The following is a 16,673-nucleotide window of genomic DNA, read 5'->3' on the forward strand; positions in this document are numbered from 1 at the left end:
TAACTCTATTACACCGGACCTCTCTCTTCATCCTCTTATTTTGGCTAAGGTATTGAGTGGTAAATCTTATTTGGTAATTTACTGTTATAATAAAGACTATTTTAGTCAAAAAAAACTGTATATATACTGAATGTAAAAATTAGTTAAAACTTCAATAAATTGAAAACTGGAACAGCAAGTTTTGTTACTATGGCGGCGAATTGCGTTGTTAGGGTTCAGAAAATGCGTAAGTAAGTGTAGCCCGTCGTATATATCGCCATCTTTTGTATTAAATATTTAGCCTAAATATGTATAATTATGCGATTCCTTTACTCGAAATCAGTAGAGGTAAGAGTAGCAAAGCTGACACGGGCTGCCTTGCAATGGCTGAAATTCCTGCTAAAAAAGGATTATAAAAATAAAATTACTATTTGACCCACAATTACTTAAAAAAGCTTTTTTGGTGTGCCATTTAAAATGTACGACAAAAGTAGGATGAGACAACAAGAGTGTGGTGTGACAGTATGGTTCACTGGTCTCAGTGGTGCGGGTAAAACTACTATCTGTCAATTCGTGGAGAAAGAGCTGCGGATACAAGGATACAGAGTTGAAGTTCTGGATGGTGATGCGGTACGTCAAAACCTATGCAAAGGATTGGGTTTCAGTAAAGAGGATCGAGTGGAGAATATTCGGCGCATTGGTTTTGTAGCTCAACTTCTTGCCAGAAATAATGTGATTGTATTGGTTTCAGCTATTTCACCGTACCGTCAAATTCGGGAAGAAGTGCGCCAAATTACTCCATTTTTCATTGAAGTTTACGTCAACGCATCATTAGAAGTTTGTGAACAACGAGACGTAAAAGGGTTATATAAAAAAGCAAGAGCAGGGGAGATTAAGCACTTCACTGGTATTGATGATCCTTATGAAATACCACTCTGTCCAGAAGTCGAATGCAAAACGAATGAAGAAAGTGTTGCCCAAAGTGCAACTAAGGTCTTAAAAAAGCTGGAAGAGTTGGGTTATATAGTTGCTAGAATGAATGATTTATGAGTTAAAGAAAGTTTTTAACTCATAACTTTTACTAGGATGCCAATAATTGCCGAATTAATCTGGACGGCATTACCCCGCAATTTTTGGAGCAGCAAGCCGAGCCAGCAGAACATTGACGACAATCGCTGGAGTTGCAAAACCAAGACTTAGCGCAACGTTCCAAGGAACTTGGAAGCTTGTCATGAACAAATTCAAGCCTTAGAAGAAAGCCTTAAACTGGAGAAAAATGGTTATCCCCAAGATGAGGGATGAGAGGCTAGAAATTATTCTCCCCTACTCCTGTGCGCCCATTAACAGGAATCTTAAAACGAAACGGGATTAGTTAGTTGAGGGTTGATTTCAAATTCAGGATTAGTTAGTTGAGAGTTGATTTCAAATTGTACAAGTTCTGGTTTACTATCCTTCACCAACCAAAAAAAGTTTCCCGAACAGATGATTTAGAGAATACTGTCATCTAGCGAAGGAGAATGTACTTATCAGAGTCCTTGTCAGTAGGTTGTCCCCACCAATCAGTTATTTGAGGCGAGTTTACAGTTCCAATTTGCTGTTTTAGTCTTGCACAAACACTGAGCATTTCTGACTGACTTAAACTATTCTTAAACATCTCATTTGCTTGGTCATAAATATCTTGACATTTGCCTTGTCCTAGTTGGGTATGAAATTTTTGTACACCTTCCTCAGCGAGTTTCTTACTGGACTCCAAATCAGTTAAGTAGTTATTGATAATTTTTTTTTGATCAATTGGATTTTTACCTAGCACAAAACCAAAGCTACCAACCCTCATTAAAACTCCTCCGCCAAAGAACATTGAGTCAATAAAAGTCCAGAATATTAAAGTACCTAAACAACCAAGACAACCAGATCCTTTATTAGACATAATTGCTCCTAAGAATCACTGTTTTAAACTATTACTTGGTGCTGCTGAGTTATGCACAGGGCAATTCCCTTCTCGTAGTAAGCCGCTTCGTTAATAAAAACCGGATAGATTGTTGAGGTTCCTTCATAGGCGATCGCTTCCCCTTCAAATGTTAAAAATATCGGTTCGCCGGGAGGAAGTGGTTGATAATCTTTAAACTGAAGTTGGGGATGAATCATTGCTTGAATCTCACCAGACTCATTTCTGGGATAATCAATCGTTCCACTATGCCGATAAAAGGTTAGTTTGTTATCGAATAATAGAATTTCTCCCCGATTATATTGCTCAAAATAATTCAAAGCAGTGTCAATCAACGCTTCAGTTTCCTGAAAGAGATCGGCTTGCAAAACCCCTTGAGGTACTCCTCCCACCTCAATCGTGCAGCCTAATTCACAAATCGATGGCAAACTAGAAGATTCTTTCGATTTTGGGATAATATAAACTTTTACTAAGGGATTTACGCTCTGAAGATAAGTAACTAATTGCAAATTAAAAGGATGCTCATTGGTCATTACAGTTAAACCCATATTTGCAGTAGTACTATGGATATCTACAATCACATCAACTGGAGTTTTACCATTTGCACCAAATAAATTATTGATTTCTCTAGCTCGAATATCTTCGTAACTAGAACGCGTCAAATCTTGCAGATCCACTTGTCGAAAAGAACGGTTGAGGTCTTGATCAATGTATCGACGCACTACTGCAAATGCTTTCGGATTTGCCAGCAAAGTTACAGTTTCAAAGTTTGCGCGACGCACCAGATTAGGATGCCGTTCAAGTTTTTTGATGATATAAGCACCAGTGAACTCATTCCCATGAGTTCCTCCAACAAGCAAAACTCGTTGAACTGGAGGTATTGAATTTGTAATCAAGTCTCTTGCTCCTAATGATTGATATAACGAATCTTAGGAGATCACAGACTATAACTCAATGATCAAATTAGACATCGTACTATATGTAAATACATATAATAAATCTGTTCTATTATGAATCTGGAACGTTTAGCCCGTTTTGTTTTTTTAGCTACACTCAAGAATGATACTGGACAAAAAGATATCAATGTAAGTCGTGCTGCGGAAAAACTGCATATTCCTCAGCCGCATCTCAGCAATCAAATTAAACAACTAGAAGAAGAATTAGGAGTAGAACTGTTTGTGCGTAAGCCTCGCTTGGAACTCACACCATACGGCAAGGTTTTTCTCCAAGAAGCACAACACCTTCTCGAACAAGTCGAGCGAATTCATATATCTGCAAAACAAGCAAGTCAGGGCGAGATTGGACGGTTAATTGTCGGCATTAATACTTCAATTTCTAACAGCTTGCTGCCAAATATCCTACGCGTTTTTCGCCAGAAATACCCGAATGTAGATCTAGTATTACAAGAGCTTTTGTTTGAAGATAGTCGCCAAAAACTTCAAGCTCGCACACTAGATGTAGATTTTGAAAATTTTTACAATCTCCAAGACGTAGATGATCGCCATTTTCTCACCTACGAAGTTATCAACCAACAGCCTCTGGTGATGGTACTTCCCAAAGAACATCCCCTAATCCATTACCCACAAGTTCAACTTCAAGACTTTAAGGCTGAACCATTCGTACTTCCTTGCTATGAGAGAGTATCAGGATTACATACACTAATTCGTATGGCTTGTTTGTCAGCAGGATTTCACCCCAAGGTGGTACAGGAAGCCGCCTGGATGACAACAATTCTGGGTTTGGTTGCAGGTGAAATTGGAGTAGCATTACTACCTGCGAATGTGATGAATCTTCAACGCACAGGAGTTGTTTATCGAAAAATCCAAGGACAATTACCTGTATTTAAAATAGCGATCGCTTGGCGACGAGATAATCAATCGAAAATCTTGTCTAACTTTCTCAACGTGGTCAGAGAAGTTTCCCGCAGTTAGCTTCAGTAGTGTTGAGTGCATAGTTAAAAAACTCTTAACTCCTAGCCTTTTCAAGGTGGGTAAACTTTTTTGACAATAATTTTTATTATCTCTGTAGAAAGTAAAGTAGATGTAAGTTGGGTTGAAAAACGAAACCCAACCTACTAAACTAATCCGCCTTTAAGTTGCGTAATCTTTAGTCTTAGAAAGACGCAAGAATGCAATTTGAATGATTATTACCTTATTCAGGGTAACTGAACCGTATTGACTCCTAACTCTTACTACGATGCCAACAATTGCCGAATTAACCTGGCTACAGCCTTTTGCGTGAAGCGGTTGGCAATTTGTTGACCCAAACGCTGTACATCAGAATTTACCAATAACTGGGCAATTTGGGATGCAAGTTGCACTGGATCAAAGCCTCTTGTTTCTCGGAGAATACCTAATATACGTTTGATATGCTCCAAGGTTTGTTGTTGTTCAACTGTGGCTGCTGGAGTTTTATTCACTGCTGTCAATCCTACCCGTTCTCGCAATAAGGAGGTAAAGTTATGCAAAACATTTTTACCTAAAGCATCAAGTCCGTTAACAGATTCATCTACTAGTTTGTCACGAATAAAAGCACCGCGTTCAGATGACAGAAATTCTATTCCCTGATTTAGCACTAAATTAAAGTCGTAGTCTTGACTATTGCGCGCATTTTTTAACAAGTTTTCTAAGCGATTCCAGCGAAATCTGCCATCTTTAAATAACAAATCTTGCAATGATGCTCTTAATTGCGGTGCTGGATCTGTTAACAGGCGTTTAGAAACGTAGGGATAAGCTTCGCTGAGAACTTTAAAGTTTGGATCTATATATATTGCAATACCTTCAAGCGTCACAAGGGAGCGAATAATTAAGGCGTAATAGGGTGGTACGCGGAAAGGATACTCATACATCAAAGCTGATAGTTCATCGGTGATGCTTTTAATGTTAAGTTCGGCAACACTGGCTCCTTGGGCATCAGCAAAAACTCTCGCAAAAGCTGGGATAATTGGTGTTAAATCGGTTTCTGGTGATAAGAAATCTAACTTAACATAGTCTTTTGCCAATCCTTCAAAGTCGCGGTTGACGACGTGGACGATCGCTTCAATCAAACCATAACGCTGAGGTGGCTTAATCTCGCTCATCATCCCAAAGTCAAGATAAGCTAATTTGCCATCAGTTGTTGCTAACAAATTACCAGGGTGGGGATCTGCATGAAAAAATCCATGTTCTAGCAGCTGGCGCAGGGAACACTGCACACCCACTTCAATTAAATAACGAGCATCTATCCCTTGGGCGCTAATTTCTTCTGTCTGGGTTAATTTAGTGCCGTTAATCCACTCCATCGTCAAGACGCGACGATTGGTATATTCCCAGTAAATCTTCGGTACATATACGTCTTTTATATGACCGTATAACTCAAAAAATCGCTCGGCATTTTCACCTTCATGGATGTAATCCATCTCTTCAAAGATGCGATCGCCTAATTCATCGAGAATCCCAACTAAGTCACTTCTTACCCGTTTAACCTTTTTCTGCACCCAGGCGGCGAGGTTACGCAAGATATACAAGTCAATAGTAATCCCCTCTCTTAAGTCGGGGCGTTGAACTTTAATCGCGACTTCTTCGCCAGTTTTTAGCTTACCTTTATACACTTGCCCCAATGAAGCCGCAGCAATTGGCTGGGCCGAGAGTTCGGCGTAAACCTCTTCTGGAGGTGCGCCTAATTCTTCTTTGATAAACTGGTAAGCAATTTCGTTGGCAAAAGGCGGTAATTGGTCTTGTAGTTTAGTTAATTCTTCTAGGTATACAGGAGGAACTAGATCCGGTCTGGTGGATAAAGCTTGTCCAATTTTGATGTAAGCAGGCCCCAGTTTAGTCAGTAATACTCGTAGCTGGGTAGCTCGGCGGCGGTCGTTTTTGACGACAATTCCCCGTTTACTATCCGACCACAACCCAAAAACAAAGGATAGAACTGGCTGCAACACGGCGAAAATCCGCCGTAGAACTTGCACTTTTCTGTTTTGGTAATGCGCCGCTATGCCCACGGGATCGTAAAGCGTCTCAGGTTGGGCTGTTGTCCTCATCTTTTGGGCTGCTAAGAGCCTTGGCGAGCGCACAACTAAGTTTGATGTACCATCTTCTGGTACTACATCAATAACGTCCAGTTCGCCTCGGCTATTTGTGCCGTTGCGACTGTCCTCCTGAATTGGTCGGGAACTAGGGGGAAGTGTCTTAACAATCATGAAGAATGACCACCAGTCAGAACGATCACATTAAGTATTGTAACAATATGTTTAGAAATTGGGAATTTGGAATGGGGCATTGGGCAAAACAGTTCCGTTAGCGTCAGCGGGGCGTTTAGCCCGTTTCGAGTTCCTCGGCAAGCGAGTAAAGAAGTGAGATTCCCCACTCAACACTCCTGAAGGGCATTGGGCATTGGTTATTTCTTCCTGATCTTTCCCTGCTCCACCTACTCCTTAGTACTAATAGGTCTGCTACACTTAAACGGGCATACTAGTTCAATAGTAGTAGGTATTGCTAGTTGCTGAAAGATCATATTTATTGTCTTGTAAATTAGAAGTATCTGGCATCTGCCCTCATGGAGAATTTGGCTTGATGTTGCTTTGCCTGCGAATCGAAAACTTTGCCCTAATTGACCAATTGGAATTGGAATTTGGTGCGGGACTAAATGTGTTGACAGGTGAAACCGGCGCTGGAAAATCTATTATCTTGGATGCCATTGATGCCGCTTTGGGCGGTAAAGTCTCTAGTCGAGTCATTCGCACGGGGACAAGTCGGGCGATGGTAGAAGCTACTTTCACTTCAAACGCCCCCCTAGCAGCTTGGTTGACCGAACAAGAAATAGATTTGCTTGATGAAAATTCTGTAGTCATTAGCCGAGAAATCACAGCCACTGCTAGTAATGTCCGCAGTCGATCGCGGGTGAATGGTGTGTTGGTAAATCGGCAGATTATGGGAGGAATGCGCGATCGCTTGGTGGAAATTACCGCCCAAGGTCAAACGGTACAAGTTGGACAATCTGCCCAAGTTCGGGACTGGTTAGATTTGTATGGCGGCGACTCGTTGATGCAGCAGCGCCATAAAGTCGCTACGAGCTTTAGTTCTTACCAACAGGCGCATTTAGCATTAGAAAAACGCCGGACATCAGAACGGGAACGATTGCAACAACTCGATTTGCTTGCTTATCAAGTACAAGAATTGGGAGCAGCCAATCTCAGCGAACCTAATGAGTTGGAACAGTTGGGACAAGAACAAGAACGCCTGAATCATGTCGTTGATTTGCAACAAATGAGTTACAAAGTTTATCAGGCTTTATATCAAAACGATAATGAAACTCCCGCCGCAGCAGATTTATTGGGAGACAGTGAGGCGACATTAAATGACATGGTGGAATACGATACCCAACTACAACATTTATTGGAATTGGTGCGGGACGCGCAAGCTGCGGTAATGGAAGTGGGAAGGCAGATTAATGCTTATGGAGATGGTTTGGAAGCCGATCCGCAACGGTTGGAAGAAGTGGAAGAACGGATTCAGGAATTAAAGCAAATTTGTCGTAAGTATGGGCCGACACTAAAAGAAGCGATCGCTTATTTCCAAAGTATCCAAGCAGAATTAGCCCAACTTAATGACAGCGAACAATCTATCGAAAGTCTGGAACAGCAAGAAAAGGCGTGTTTTGAGAAACTTACCCAAGCAAGTAATCAGTTAACTCAATTGCGGAGTAAGGCGGCTGCTAATTTAGAATCACGTTTGATAGCTGAACTCAAGCCCCTAGCGATGGAAAAGGTGAAATTTCTGGTTGAAATATTACCAGCTTTCCCAACTGCGATGGGAGCAGATAAAATTACCTTTACATTTAGTTCCAATCCCGGAGAACCACTGCAACCTTTAACAGAAGTTGCCTCTGGTGGAGAAATGAGCCGTTTTTTACTAGCGCTGAAAGCTTGTTTTTCTCAGGTTGATGTTGCTGGAACTATGGTATTTGATGAAATTGATGTCGGGGTTTCGGGAAAGGTAGCCCAAGCGATCGCGGAAAAATTATACCAGCTAAGTCAACGCAACCAGGTGTTATGTGTTACGCATCAACCTTTAGTTGCGGCAATGGCGGATCGGCATTTTCGCGTAGATAAGCAAATTATCAATCAAGGTAAAGGTAAAAAATTTAACGATGACAATGCCGAACAGCGTACCGTTGTTAGAGTTACTACCTTGGATAATTTAAACACCCGTCGGGAAGAACTAGCGCAGTTGGCTGGTGGTAAATCTGCAACTGATGCGATCGCTTTTGCAGAATCTCTGTTATTACAAGCTGCTAACCACCGCAGTGGTAACCAAAGTTGATTAGTAGTATTATTAAATACTTAACCACAGATTTTCTGTAAACTATTTTTTTAAGTAAGTAGTGATGTAAGTAATTATATTATATTTGTTATATCCAGCTAATCTTTAAGATTCTATATTGTACTGTACCAGTGCAATTTTTGGTAAACCGCTACTTGCTTTGAGTCTTAACTTATCAATCAGAGCGATCGCATAGAAATTAGATGCCAAGAAAATATGGCGTGATCGCTTGTGCAAATACTTATGCGATCACAGGCTTGTGATTAACCTTCGTAAATAGTGATTTCTACTCCAGAAACTGTATACGTAATTTGTGCAAATTCACTCACGTCCAAGAATTCTTTCATTGTGGAACTCAGATACAACTTACCAAATTGCCCTTTGTCTTGAGCCATTTTGGAAGCAACGTTCACCGGGTTCCCAGCAATATCTTTACCGCCAACGGACAAATCGAAAATTAAAACTTCACCAGCGTCAATACCTATACGAGAGGCAACGTCTTGTGCGGCTAACTCCTGACGAAATGCTTGAGCAAAGTTGAGAGCTGTGGTAGCCTCATCAAAAGCATAAATTCCTATAGTACCAACTACCTTGATTTCTGCACCATTGTTTTGCTTAAGGAGGCGCTGTCCCATGTCTTTCAACCTAGCAGAAAGGGCGAAGTTAGTGAACATAGCAGTCTCATGAGCTTCGGCCTTTTGACTTTGCCGCTCAATTAGGACAATCACCTTGTTCTGTAAGTACTTATCTGTTAGCTGTTTACCTAATTCAGCATCAGTTAGTCGGTTTTCATAAACAACTAAGTCAGCATAAAAAATTTCGGAATAAGGAATAGGATAATTCGTATTCAAAGGCGGCACTTCAGATAAACTTGGCCCGTCTAACACCCGGAAAATATTGCCAATCTTTGTAGTTATTTCGCCTTTTTTCTCAATAGTAAAATTGTGGTTAGCTGGTAATAACTCATAAATGTCTTGGCTAATAACTATCTCACCGCCTTCTGTATCATTTTCAGCAATTTCTTCGATAACATCGGCTTCCAATCCATACAAACCACCGTTAATGTAGTAGAATTCGCCTAAGTGTGCGCCGAGGCCAATTTTAATCTGGCAACGTTTACTGATTTCACGTTGGATTGTTAGCAGCGCAGACACAAGAGTTTCGGAACTAACTGATGCCGGATAAAACATTTGCGTATTGTCAGCAGCCCAAATACCAACTCCCTGTCCGCCAATGGCAGTACCAAAGCTATAGACAATTTCTTTTGGCTGGTTAATAATTGCCAAAATTTCCAGCAAGCCTTTTTGCTTTGTTAGCTTGGTTAGTCCAGCAGAATCAGAAGATACGCTATAACCTTTGACTTTATACGGTTCCAGTAACTGCAAGGTCACTTCTTGGGTTTGCTCACTATCCAGCCACTGTTTTATTAGTCTTAGTGGCAACGACCCAATGATGTCCTGGGTAATGTCAAATAAGGTTGGGGAGTATTGATTTATGCTATATTTATTAGTCATCTTCTATAAGGTAGACTTTTAACTAAAGTATGAATAATCTACCATTTACTATCTATTTACAAAAGAGGTTTCACTATAAAAATTAATAGTATATAAGAGGATGTTTTAAAAGTGTTTGGCTGTGATTTTAGACACTTATTTATCCCCCCTAACCCCCCTTAAAAAGGGGGGAACCGGAATCAAAGTCCCCCAATTTATCGGGGGATTTAGGAGAATCTAGAACGTTTTGATACCGACAATAGGACTTTTAAAACATCCTCTAAGTAAGTAGGCGTGAATAATTAAAGATTTGTAATAAGCGGCTCTAGCCCTAAAAAAAGGGATAGAGCCGTTACATTGCGTAACATAGTTTTATTTATCGTAAACAAAAGGGTTTGAGACCCCTTTATCTATACGTAGATTCAGTTTCAGTCCTTCGACAGGCTCAGGTATTTCTAGTAGGGGTAATTCATGGATTGTCCCTACAATGTTCTGGACTTCACTAATTGAAAACTATTATCAGCCTACAACAAAGGCGATCACTGCTATTTACAGTGACTAATCATCAGCAAAAAATTAAAGGTAAATCTACACTGTTGATGCTTCTAGTAATGACTGACCGAGATAACCTCCTTCAGCTTTGACACCAGGTAAAGCGAAGAAATATCCACCACCAATGGGCCGAATGTACTCCTCCAAAGGTTCTCCTTTCAAACGATTTTGCACTGTCACAAACCCTTTCTCTAAATCAGCTTGAAAACAGACAAACAACAAACCCATATCTAACTGTCCAGATTTGTCAAACCCACGTGAATAATTGAAACCACGCCGCAGAATCAAACTCGACTCTGATTTTCGTGGATTAGCAAGGCGGATATGAGCATTTAGGGGAATTTGTTGACCTTTAGGGTCCCGATCGTAATTGGGAATATCTTTCTCGTGCTTCATCCCCAAAGGTGCGCCAGAGTCCTTATTGCGCCCAATAATTGTTTCTTGCTCCTGTAGTGGTGTACGATCCCAGCGTTCGACTAAGTTGCGGATCACTCGTACCACTTGATAGCTTCCTCCTACTGTCCAAGCGGGTTCACCATTATTTGGCTGTACCCAGACAATCCGGTTCATCAATTTGTCGTCACTAGCATTTAGATTTGCCGTCCCATCTTTAAAACCAAGCAGGTTACGCACCGTAGATTTGCCTTGTTTTTTGTGGGTATTCGGCGGCAGAAACCCCGCTATTTGCCAACGCAAAGTTATCAAGTCTGGCAAGTTCTTAATGATGTCGCGTAAAGCATGGAGATTCGATTCCTCAGTATTCGCACAGAATTGCAACAGTATATCCCCATGACATAAATCTGGGTCAAGCTGGTCATTGGGAAAATTGGCCATCGTATCTAACCGCTTGGGTTTCAAGTTACCGAGTCCAAAGCGGTTATCAAACAGTGAGTTACCCACAGCTAGGGTAATTGTCAGGTTATTGGGAGCGATCTCCGGGCCCATAATCCCCGAATCACTAGGGGAAAATTTGGGGTCGCGCGGCTTGGGTGTTCCCCCTGCCATGAGAAACTGGATGCGCTCAGTTAAAGTTTTGAACAACCGCACTAAATCTGCTTTATTTGTAGCAGTTGTATCAAATGCAACCATCAAACCAGCAGCCGGAGTCGGGGTAAGAATACCTGCTTGGTGAAGCCCAAAGAACGGCACGACCTCTTCAGATGGGTCAAGAGGTCTTCCCAGAAGAGTACGATAACCCAAAGTCGTCAAAGCTGCTATTCCACCTGCTGCTGCCATGCCGATTAACAAATCACGACGGCTGATGCGGGGAGTAATGCGTAAACTTGGTTGCTTTGTGATAGACATAATTTACTCCTCTAGGAATTCTTCATCAATTAGTTAACGCCCAGAGTGCCGCGTAACTGAGACAAATCTTCAGAAAGGGCGGCTATTGCTGTTTTCATGTCTTTTTTGTCTGCTTCACTCACCTTGTCGTAGGTAGCAAAACCACCATCAGGGGTTTTGTATTTAGCAAGTTTTTGGTTAACTTTGGTGAAATTTGTATCCACACGCGTCAGCAAATCTGGGTTGGCTTTTTGGATGACGGGGCGCAATAACTCCACAATCTTTTGGGAACCATCCACATTAGCGCTGAAGTCCCAGAGGTCAGTATGGCTGTAACGATCTTCTTCCCCAGAAATTTTGGTAGCAGCCACTTCTTCAATCAAGCCAGCAGCACCGCCAACCATATTTTTCGGTTCAATGGTCAAGGTGGCAATGCGCTTTTGCAGTTCCAGACCATCTTTCTGTAGCTTTTCGGCAAAGGGTTTCATGCCTTTTGTAGTTTTGTCTTGGAATAAAGCTTTCTCTATGCGATGGTATCCAGTGAATTGTGGGTCAGCCTCTTTTTTAGCAAAGTCATCAGCACGGGAATCCATCGTTTTATCGAGATCGGAGAAAAGTTCAGCTATCGGTTCTGCACGTTCCCAGTGGGCATGAGTAGGGGCATAGAGTTTCTGAGCTTTAGCAAGGTCTCCAGCACTCACGGCATCCGTAAAGGTCTTGTTGTCTGCCACTAGTTGGTCAGTTTCTTTAGTGACGTAGACTTTGTATTCTGCGATCGCACCGACTAATTGGCCTTGATCTACGGTTGTCTTGGCTTGAGAATCTCCTTGTCCAGGTTTTACACTGAGTTTCCCTTTGGGATTGCTGCGTAAACCGCAACCCATGTCATACTCACCTGGTTCTAGATTAATTTTGACTTTCTGAACAAAGCCAGGAGCAATATTTTCTCGTTCCTCTACGACTTTCACCCCAGACAAAATTTCCCACTCCAAAGGTTGGCTGCTTTTATTGGTAATTACAAAACTGTTTTGCCCAGATGCTACTGTCAGCTGATTGGGTTCGCAACCTTTATCTGTCACAGTCAAAGCAGTTTCCGTAGAATTGGTAGCAGAGGTATCGTTAGCTACAGTTTTAGCTTCTGGAGAATTACTTCCGGAAGTGTCACTTGATTTATTAGATTCACAGGCAGCTACTGTCAAGGCAATCAGACAGATAATTGTTGAGTGCTTTAAAAAATTTTTCATTGTTGTATTTTCCTAAAAATTATTGAAGTTGCTAGGAATGACTTGCGGTAGTCTTCTGTCTAGCGTTACCGCCTAACAAGAACAGCAGCATGGTAGGAATTAGGTAGCCAAAATAAACGATCACCTCACTTACAGTAGGGGCATCGTTATAGCCAAAAAATCCTGCCAAAAGTGAACCAACAAACCCGTTATTGGGAAGTATCCCACTAGCATCAAATACTACTGTTTGCAATGAATTCCACACTCCCGCTTCATGAAAAGCTCTCACCCCACTGGCTAAGAGTCCAGCAGCAACCAGGATAATGAAGGCTCCTGTCCATTTAAAAAATCGCCTCAAGTTGATGCGGATACCACCTTGATAAATGCCTACACCGACGGCTACTGCGGCTGCATATCCAAACAATGCCCCCACAGGAGCTTGAATTCCCAAATTTTGCTGAAACGTGGCCAGCAGAAACACTACTGTTTCCAGACCTTCCCGCAGTACTGCAAAGAATGCCATCCCCACTAGTGCTATGCCTCCCTTATCACCCGATTGAATGGCAGCTTCAACTTGGGACTGTAACTCACCTTTAATCGAACGAGCAGCACGACGCATCCAGAAAACCATCCAGGTGAGAACCCCAACCGCCACGATGGAAATTACACCTGCAAATAATTCCTGTTCTTGTTGGGGAAAATCTTGACTGGTTATTTGCAAGAAGATCGCCGCTGCTAGACATACAAAAGTCGCTAGTACAATTCCGATCCAGACTGACTTCATCAAATGGGTACGACCAGTTTGCTTGAGATAACTGGCAATGATACCCACGACAAGCGCAGCTTCAACGCCCTCTCGGAACATGATCAAAAAGGGAAAAAGCATGAATAAACTTATTAACTATAATTACTATCAAATCATCATGAGAATAATAACTTACTTGAGAACATTTGTATATAACTGCAAGTAAAAAATCTCTAAAATTCTGGAGGAATAAATTTTCGGCTGGAAGAACTCCTACAACGCATTGCTAGGAGTTGTTTATAGCCTATTTTGTCGCTAGTCAGAATCTTCTATATCCTAATCAGCAGCATAATATATGTGCGATCGCCTGGATGTAACTCTTGAAGTTGAGTTTGAGTAACAATAGTAGCGATAAGCATTTCAGTAAATGATGTTCTCTAACTAAAATGAATGGAATAAATGGTTGGTAAGACTTTTGGAAAACTTTTCGATTTAGTGAGAGTAGTGTTCTTTGTACAACTTTCGCTAAACAAAAATCCCACCCATGTAAAAGCTATAAGATTGTGATTATTATCTCTTGCTAGGGTGGGATTTTTATTATCTGATGTCTAATAGATAAGTACTTCTATTTATACTCTTGCAAAGCCCCTAACTTGCGAATTCCTGGCCAAATCATAGCTGTAGCAATCACTACTACAATTGTGCCGATTCCACCACCTACAACGGAAATTACCGGGCCAAATAAAGCAGCAGTCAAGCCTGATTCAAAGCCCCCTAATTCATTCGAGGCACTAATAAACACGCTATTAATAGCAGCAACCCGACCACGCAAATGATCCGGTGTTCTGATTTGAACTAATGTATGGCGAATCACAACACTAATACTATCTAGTGCGCCACCAAGGATCAGCATCAACATAGACAGCCAAAAGGAATGAGAAAGTCCAAAGATAATTGTGACAACCCCAAAGCCAACCACTGACCACAATAAGGCTGGGCCTGCTTTGCGTAGTGGTGGTAAATACGCCAGGGTAATCGCCATAGTCAAAGCACCGATGGAGTGGGCTGCTTGTAAGTATCCCAACTCCACTGGCCCCACATGTAAAATATCTTTGGCAAAAATCGGGAGGAGCGCGATCGCACCACCCAACAATACAGCAAACATATCCAATGTAATCGCTGCTAAAATCAACTGATTCTGCCAGATAAATTTAGCACCAGCTGCAAGTGCTTTAAATGAAATTGGTTCGGTTGAGCGAATACTTTTTCGCTCTTTGATTGCCAGCGTTAAAATAAAACACAGCAAGGCTGCGATCGCTGCTGCTATATACACTCCTGTAGCACTTCCCAACAGCGCAATCCCAAATCCTCCCAAAGCTGGGCCGATGACTGCGGCTAACTGAAAGCTACTACTATTCCAGGTGGCTGCATTGGTAAAAGCACTAACAGGTATTAATTGCCACATCAGAGCATCACTCGCTGGTTTGAGGAATGCTCTAGCGACACCTGTTAATACCAAAGAGGCGTAAATTAGAAAAACTGCACCATGAGTATAGGAAAGCAGTGCTAAAGCTAGCGAGCAGAGAGCTAGCAGCATCACTGACAGTAACATAGTGAGTTTGCGATCGCGACGATCAGCAACATCTCCAGCAATTAAGGTGAGAACAATCATCGGCAAGACTTGCGCCAGTCCTACACCACCTAAAGCGATCGCTGAGTTAGTCCGCTCATAGAGTTCCCAGCCGATAGCTACAGTTTGCATTTGCGATCCTACGAACAGCACCAGCCGTCCAATGGTAAATAGCCGATAGTCTCGAAACTTAAAGGCTGCAAAGGGATCGTGCTGTGCAACCTCAGAGTTATGGGGCTTTGAGTTCTGTTTTCTCGAAGACATTTTTTAGTAGAGTTAAGCCTTCTTCAATATTGGAAATTTGGTCTTCTGTAAGACCTTTCAGCAAGTCGGTAATATGAGCGCGAGTTTGATCTTGGGATTGCTTGAGATGGTGCTTTCCATCTTCAGTTAAATTGAGCAGCACCCGCCGCCGCTCTTGAGGATGAGCGATGCGTTGCACGAAGTCACGTTGTACCAAGCGTTCTATGGTTGCTGATGCCGTGGCAGAGGTGACACCTAAATGCTCTGCCAAATCAGATAATGAAGCACCAGGATTGCGATTGATAAATGCTAGCGATCGCAACTGAGGTATAGATAAAAAGGCGGCACTATGGGCACGCATATCCGCTCGGATAAACCGCATCACTAATGGAACTGTGTCCATTACTCTAGCGGCACATTCTTCGGAAGTTGCACCTTGATTAGGCTTATCCAAGGTCATGGGCTTGTTGTTCTCCTGATTACATGGCCACCCGTGGATAAAGTTTTCCACCAATGATCGCCAAAATTATTAATGTTAATAAGAGAATTGTACAATCCAGACCAAAGCCATAGATGCTAGTGCCGTTTAACAGCATGGTGCCGCGTAAGGCATCAACCTCATAAGTCAAGGGATTTAAATGGGAAATGAACTTTAACCAACTGGGCATCAACGAAATCGGATAGATGGCATTGCTCGCAAAAAATAACGGCATGGTTAACAATTGTCCAATACCCGTCATCCTTTCTCGGCTTTTTACCAAACAGCCAATAATTAATGAAAAAATACAAAATGAACCTGCCCCTAGCATGACTACCAATAGTACTTGGAGGATAGCTAAGGGATGAAGATTTAGTTTGACACCCAATAGAAATGTCAATCCGTAAATGAATACTACCTGAGATAAGCATCGCACCCCACATGCCAGGGCTTTGCCCAACACCATTGCCATCCGGGGTGTGGGACTAGCTAAAAATTTATGTACGATCCCTAAATCTCGCTCCCAGATTAGCGTCATTCCACCACTAAAAATTGCCACAAACAAAATACTCTGAGCCAAGATACCAGCAGAAATGAAGTCCAAATAGTGTAAGTTTCCTGTAGGAATCATGCGAGTGCGGGCAAAAACTTGCCCAAAGATCAGCAGCCATAAGGTTGGTTGCACAGCTCGAACTACTAAATCAGTAGGATCGTGGCGGAGTTTACGTATTTCCAATTCTGCGATCGCCAGGGTTTTTGTAACTAGCTCTTTAATTGCAGAGATTAAATTTACTCGGAC

At 41.9% G+C, this 16,673-nt stretch carries 14 protein-coding genes and 1 pseudogene; 4 read left to right on the forward strand and 11 right to left on the reverse strand.

Annotated features, from left to right (window positions below; genetic code table 11):
- Window positions 1-474 precede the first annotated feature (474 nt).
- Together cysC and HWQ58_RS19740 are read left to right on the forward strand one after the other, a co-directional pair.
- Entirely contained in the window at window positions 475-1,029 is a 555-nt protein-coding gene (gene cysC, locus HWQ58_RS19735; RefSeq protein WP_366838271.1) for an adenylyl-sulfate kinase, read from the forward strand.
- A 65-nt stretch (window positions 1,030-1,094) separates the two neighbouring features.
- Window positions 1,095-1,281, forward strand: a pseudogene (locus HWQ58_RS19740) (hypothetical protein); the annotation flags it as partial.
- A gap of 202 nt (window positions 1,282-1,483) precedes the next feature.
- Here the strand turns inward: HWQ58_RS19740 and HWQ58_RS19745 are convergent.
- Both HWQ58_RS19745 and HWQ58_RS19750 read right to left on the reverse strand, forming a co-directional pair.
- Window positions 1,484-1,906, reverse strand: coding sequence for a hypothetical protein (locus tag HWQ58_RS19745; RefSeq protein ID WP_292866249.1), 423 nt, complete (start codon window positions 1,904-1,906; stop codon window positions 1,484-1,486).
- 23 nt (window positions 1,907-1,929) lie between these two features.
- On the reverse strand, window positions 1,930-2,805 hold the full coding sequence (locus tag HWQ58_RS19750) for an aspartoacylase (RefSeq protein WP_292866642.1): 876 nt from the start codon (window positions 2,803-2,805) through the stop codon (window positions 1,930-1,932).
- 129 nt (window positions 2,806-2,934) lie between these two features.
- On the opposite strand from HWQ58_RS19750, the gene HWQ58_RS19755 reads away from it, so the two are divergent.
- On the forward strand, window positions 2,935-3,855 hold the full coding sequence (locus tag HWQ58_RS19755; protein WP_292866252.1) for a LysR family transcriptional regulator: 921 nt from the start codon (window positions 2,935-2,937) through the stop codon (window positions 3,853-3,855).
- 260 nt (window positions 3,856-4,115) lie between these two features.
- On the opposite strand, the gene HWQ58_RS19760 is transcribed toward HWQ58_RS19755, so the two are convergent.
- Complete coding sequence (locus HWQ58_RS19760; protein WP_292866255.1) at window positions 4,116-6,104, reverse strand: AarF/ABC1/UbiB kinase family protein; 1,989 nt, start codon at window positions 6,102-6,104, stop codon at window positions 4,116-4,118.
- A 373-nt stretch (window positions 6,105-6,477) separates the two neighbouring features.
- On the opposite strand from HWQ58_RS19760, the gene recN reads away from it, so the two are divergent.
- On the forward strand, window positions 6,478-8,226 hold the full coding sequence (gene recN / locus HWQ58_RS19765) for a DNA repair protein RecN (RefSeq protein WP_292866644.1): 1,749 nt from the start codon (window positions 6,478-6,480) through the stop codon (window positions 8,224-8,226).
- Between the two features lie 105 nt (window positions 8,227-8,331).
- Here recN and HWQ58_RS19770 read toward each other — a convergent pair whose 3' ends face one another.
- The 8 genes from HWQ58_RS19770 to HWQ58_RS19805 form a co-directional block, all read right to left on the reverse strand.
- Window positions 8,332-8,463, reverse strand: a complete 132-nt coding sequence (locus tag HWQ58_RS19770; protein WP_292866259.1) for a hypothetical protein — start codon at window positions 8,461-8,463, stop codon at window positions 8,332-8,334.
- A gap of 26 nt (window positions 8,464-8,489) precedes the next feature.
- Window positions 8,490-9,740, reverse strand: a complete 1,251-nt coding sequence (locus HWQ58_RS19775) for a family 3 adenylate cyclase (RefSeq protein WP_292866262.1) — start codon at window positions 9,738-9,740, stop codon at window positions 8,490-8,492.
- Between the two features lie 567 nt (window positions 9,741-10,307).
- A complete protein-coding gene (gene efeB, locus HWQ58_RS19780; RefSeq protein ID WP_292866265.1) occupies window positions 10,308-11,576 on the reverse strand; it encodes an iron uptake transporter deferrochelatase/peroxidase subunit in 1,269 nt (422 codons plus the stop codon).
- A gap of 29 nt (window positions 11,577-11,605) precedes the next feature.
- Window positions 11,606-12,799: an iron uptake system protein EfeO gene (gene efeO, locus HWQ58_RS19785; protein WP_292866268.1), complete on the reverse strand. Its 1,194-nt coding sequence runs from the start codon at window positions 12,797-12,799 to the stop codon at window positions 11,606-11,608.
- Between the two features lie 31 nt (window positions 12,800-12,830).
- Entirely contained in the window at window positions 12,831-13,664 is an 834-nt protein-coding gene (gene efeU / locus HWQ58_RS19790) for an iron uptake transporter permease EfeU (RefSeq protein ID WP_292866271.1), read from the reverse strand.
- A 484-nt stretch (window positions 13,665-14,148) separates the two neighbouring features.
- Window positions 14,149-15,417, reverse strand: coding sequence for an MFS transporter (locus HWQ58_RS19795; RefSeq protein ID WP_292866274.1), 1,269 nt, complete (start codon window positions 15,415-15,417; stop codon window positions 14,149-14,151).
- A complete protein-coding gene (locus tag HWQ58_RS19800; protein WP_292866277.1) occupies window positions 15,383-15,856 on the reverse strand; it encodes a MarR family transcriptional regulator in 474 nt (157 codons plus the stop codon). Before HWQ58_RS19800 ends, HWQ58_RS19795 begins: the two co-directional genes overlap by 35 nt.
- 19 nt (window positions 15,857-15,875) lie before the next feature.
- Entirely contained in the window at window positions 15,876-16,658 is a 783-nt protein-coding gene (locus HWQ58_RS19805; protein WP_292866646.1) for an ABC transporter permease, read from the reverse strand.
- Between the last annotated feature and the right edge of the window lie 15 nt (window positions 16,659-16,673).

This window comes from Nostoc sp. LPT, from assembly GCF_017115165.1.
Classification (GTDB): domain Bacteria; phylum Cyanobacteriota; class Cyanobacteriia; order Cyanobacteriales; family Nostocaceae; genus Nostoc.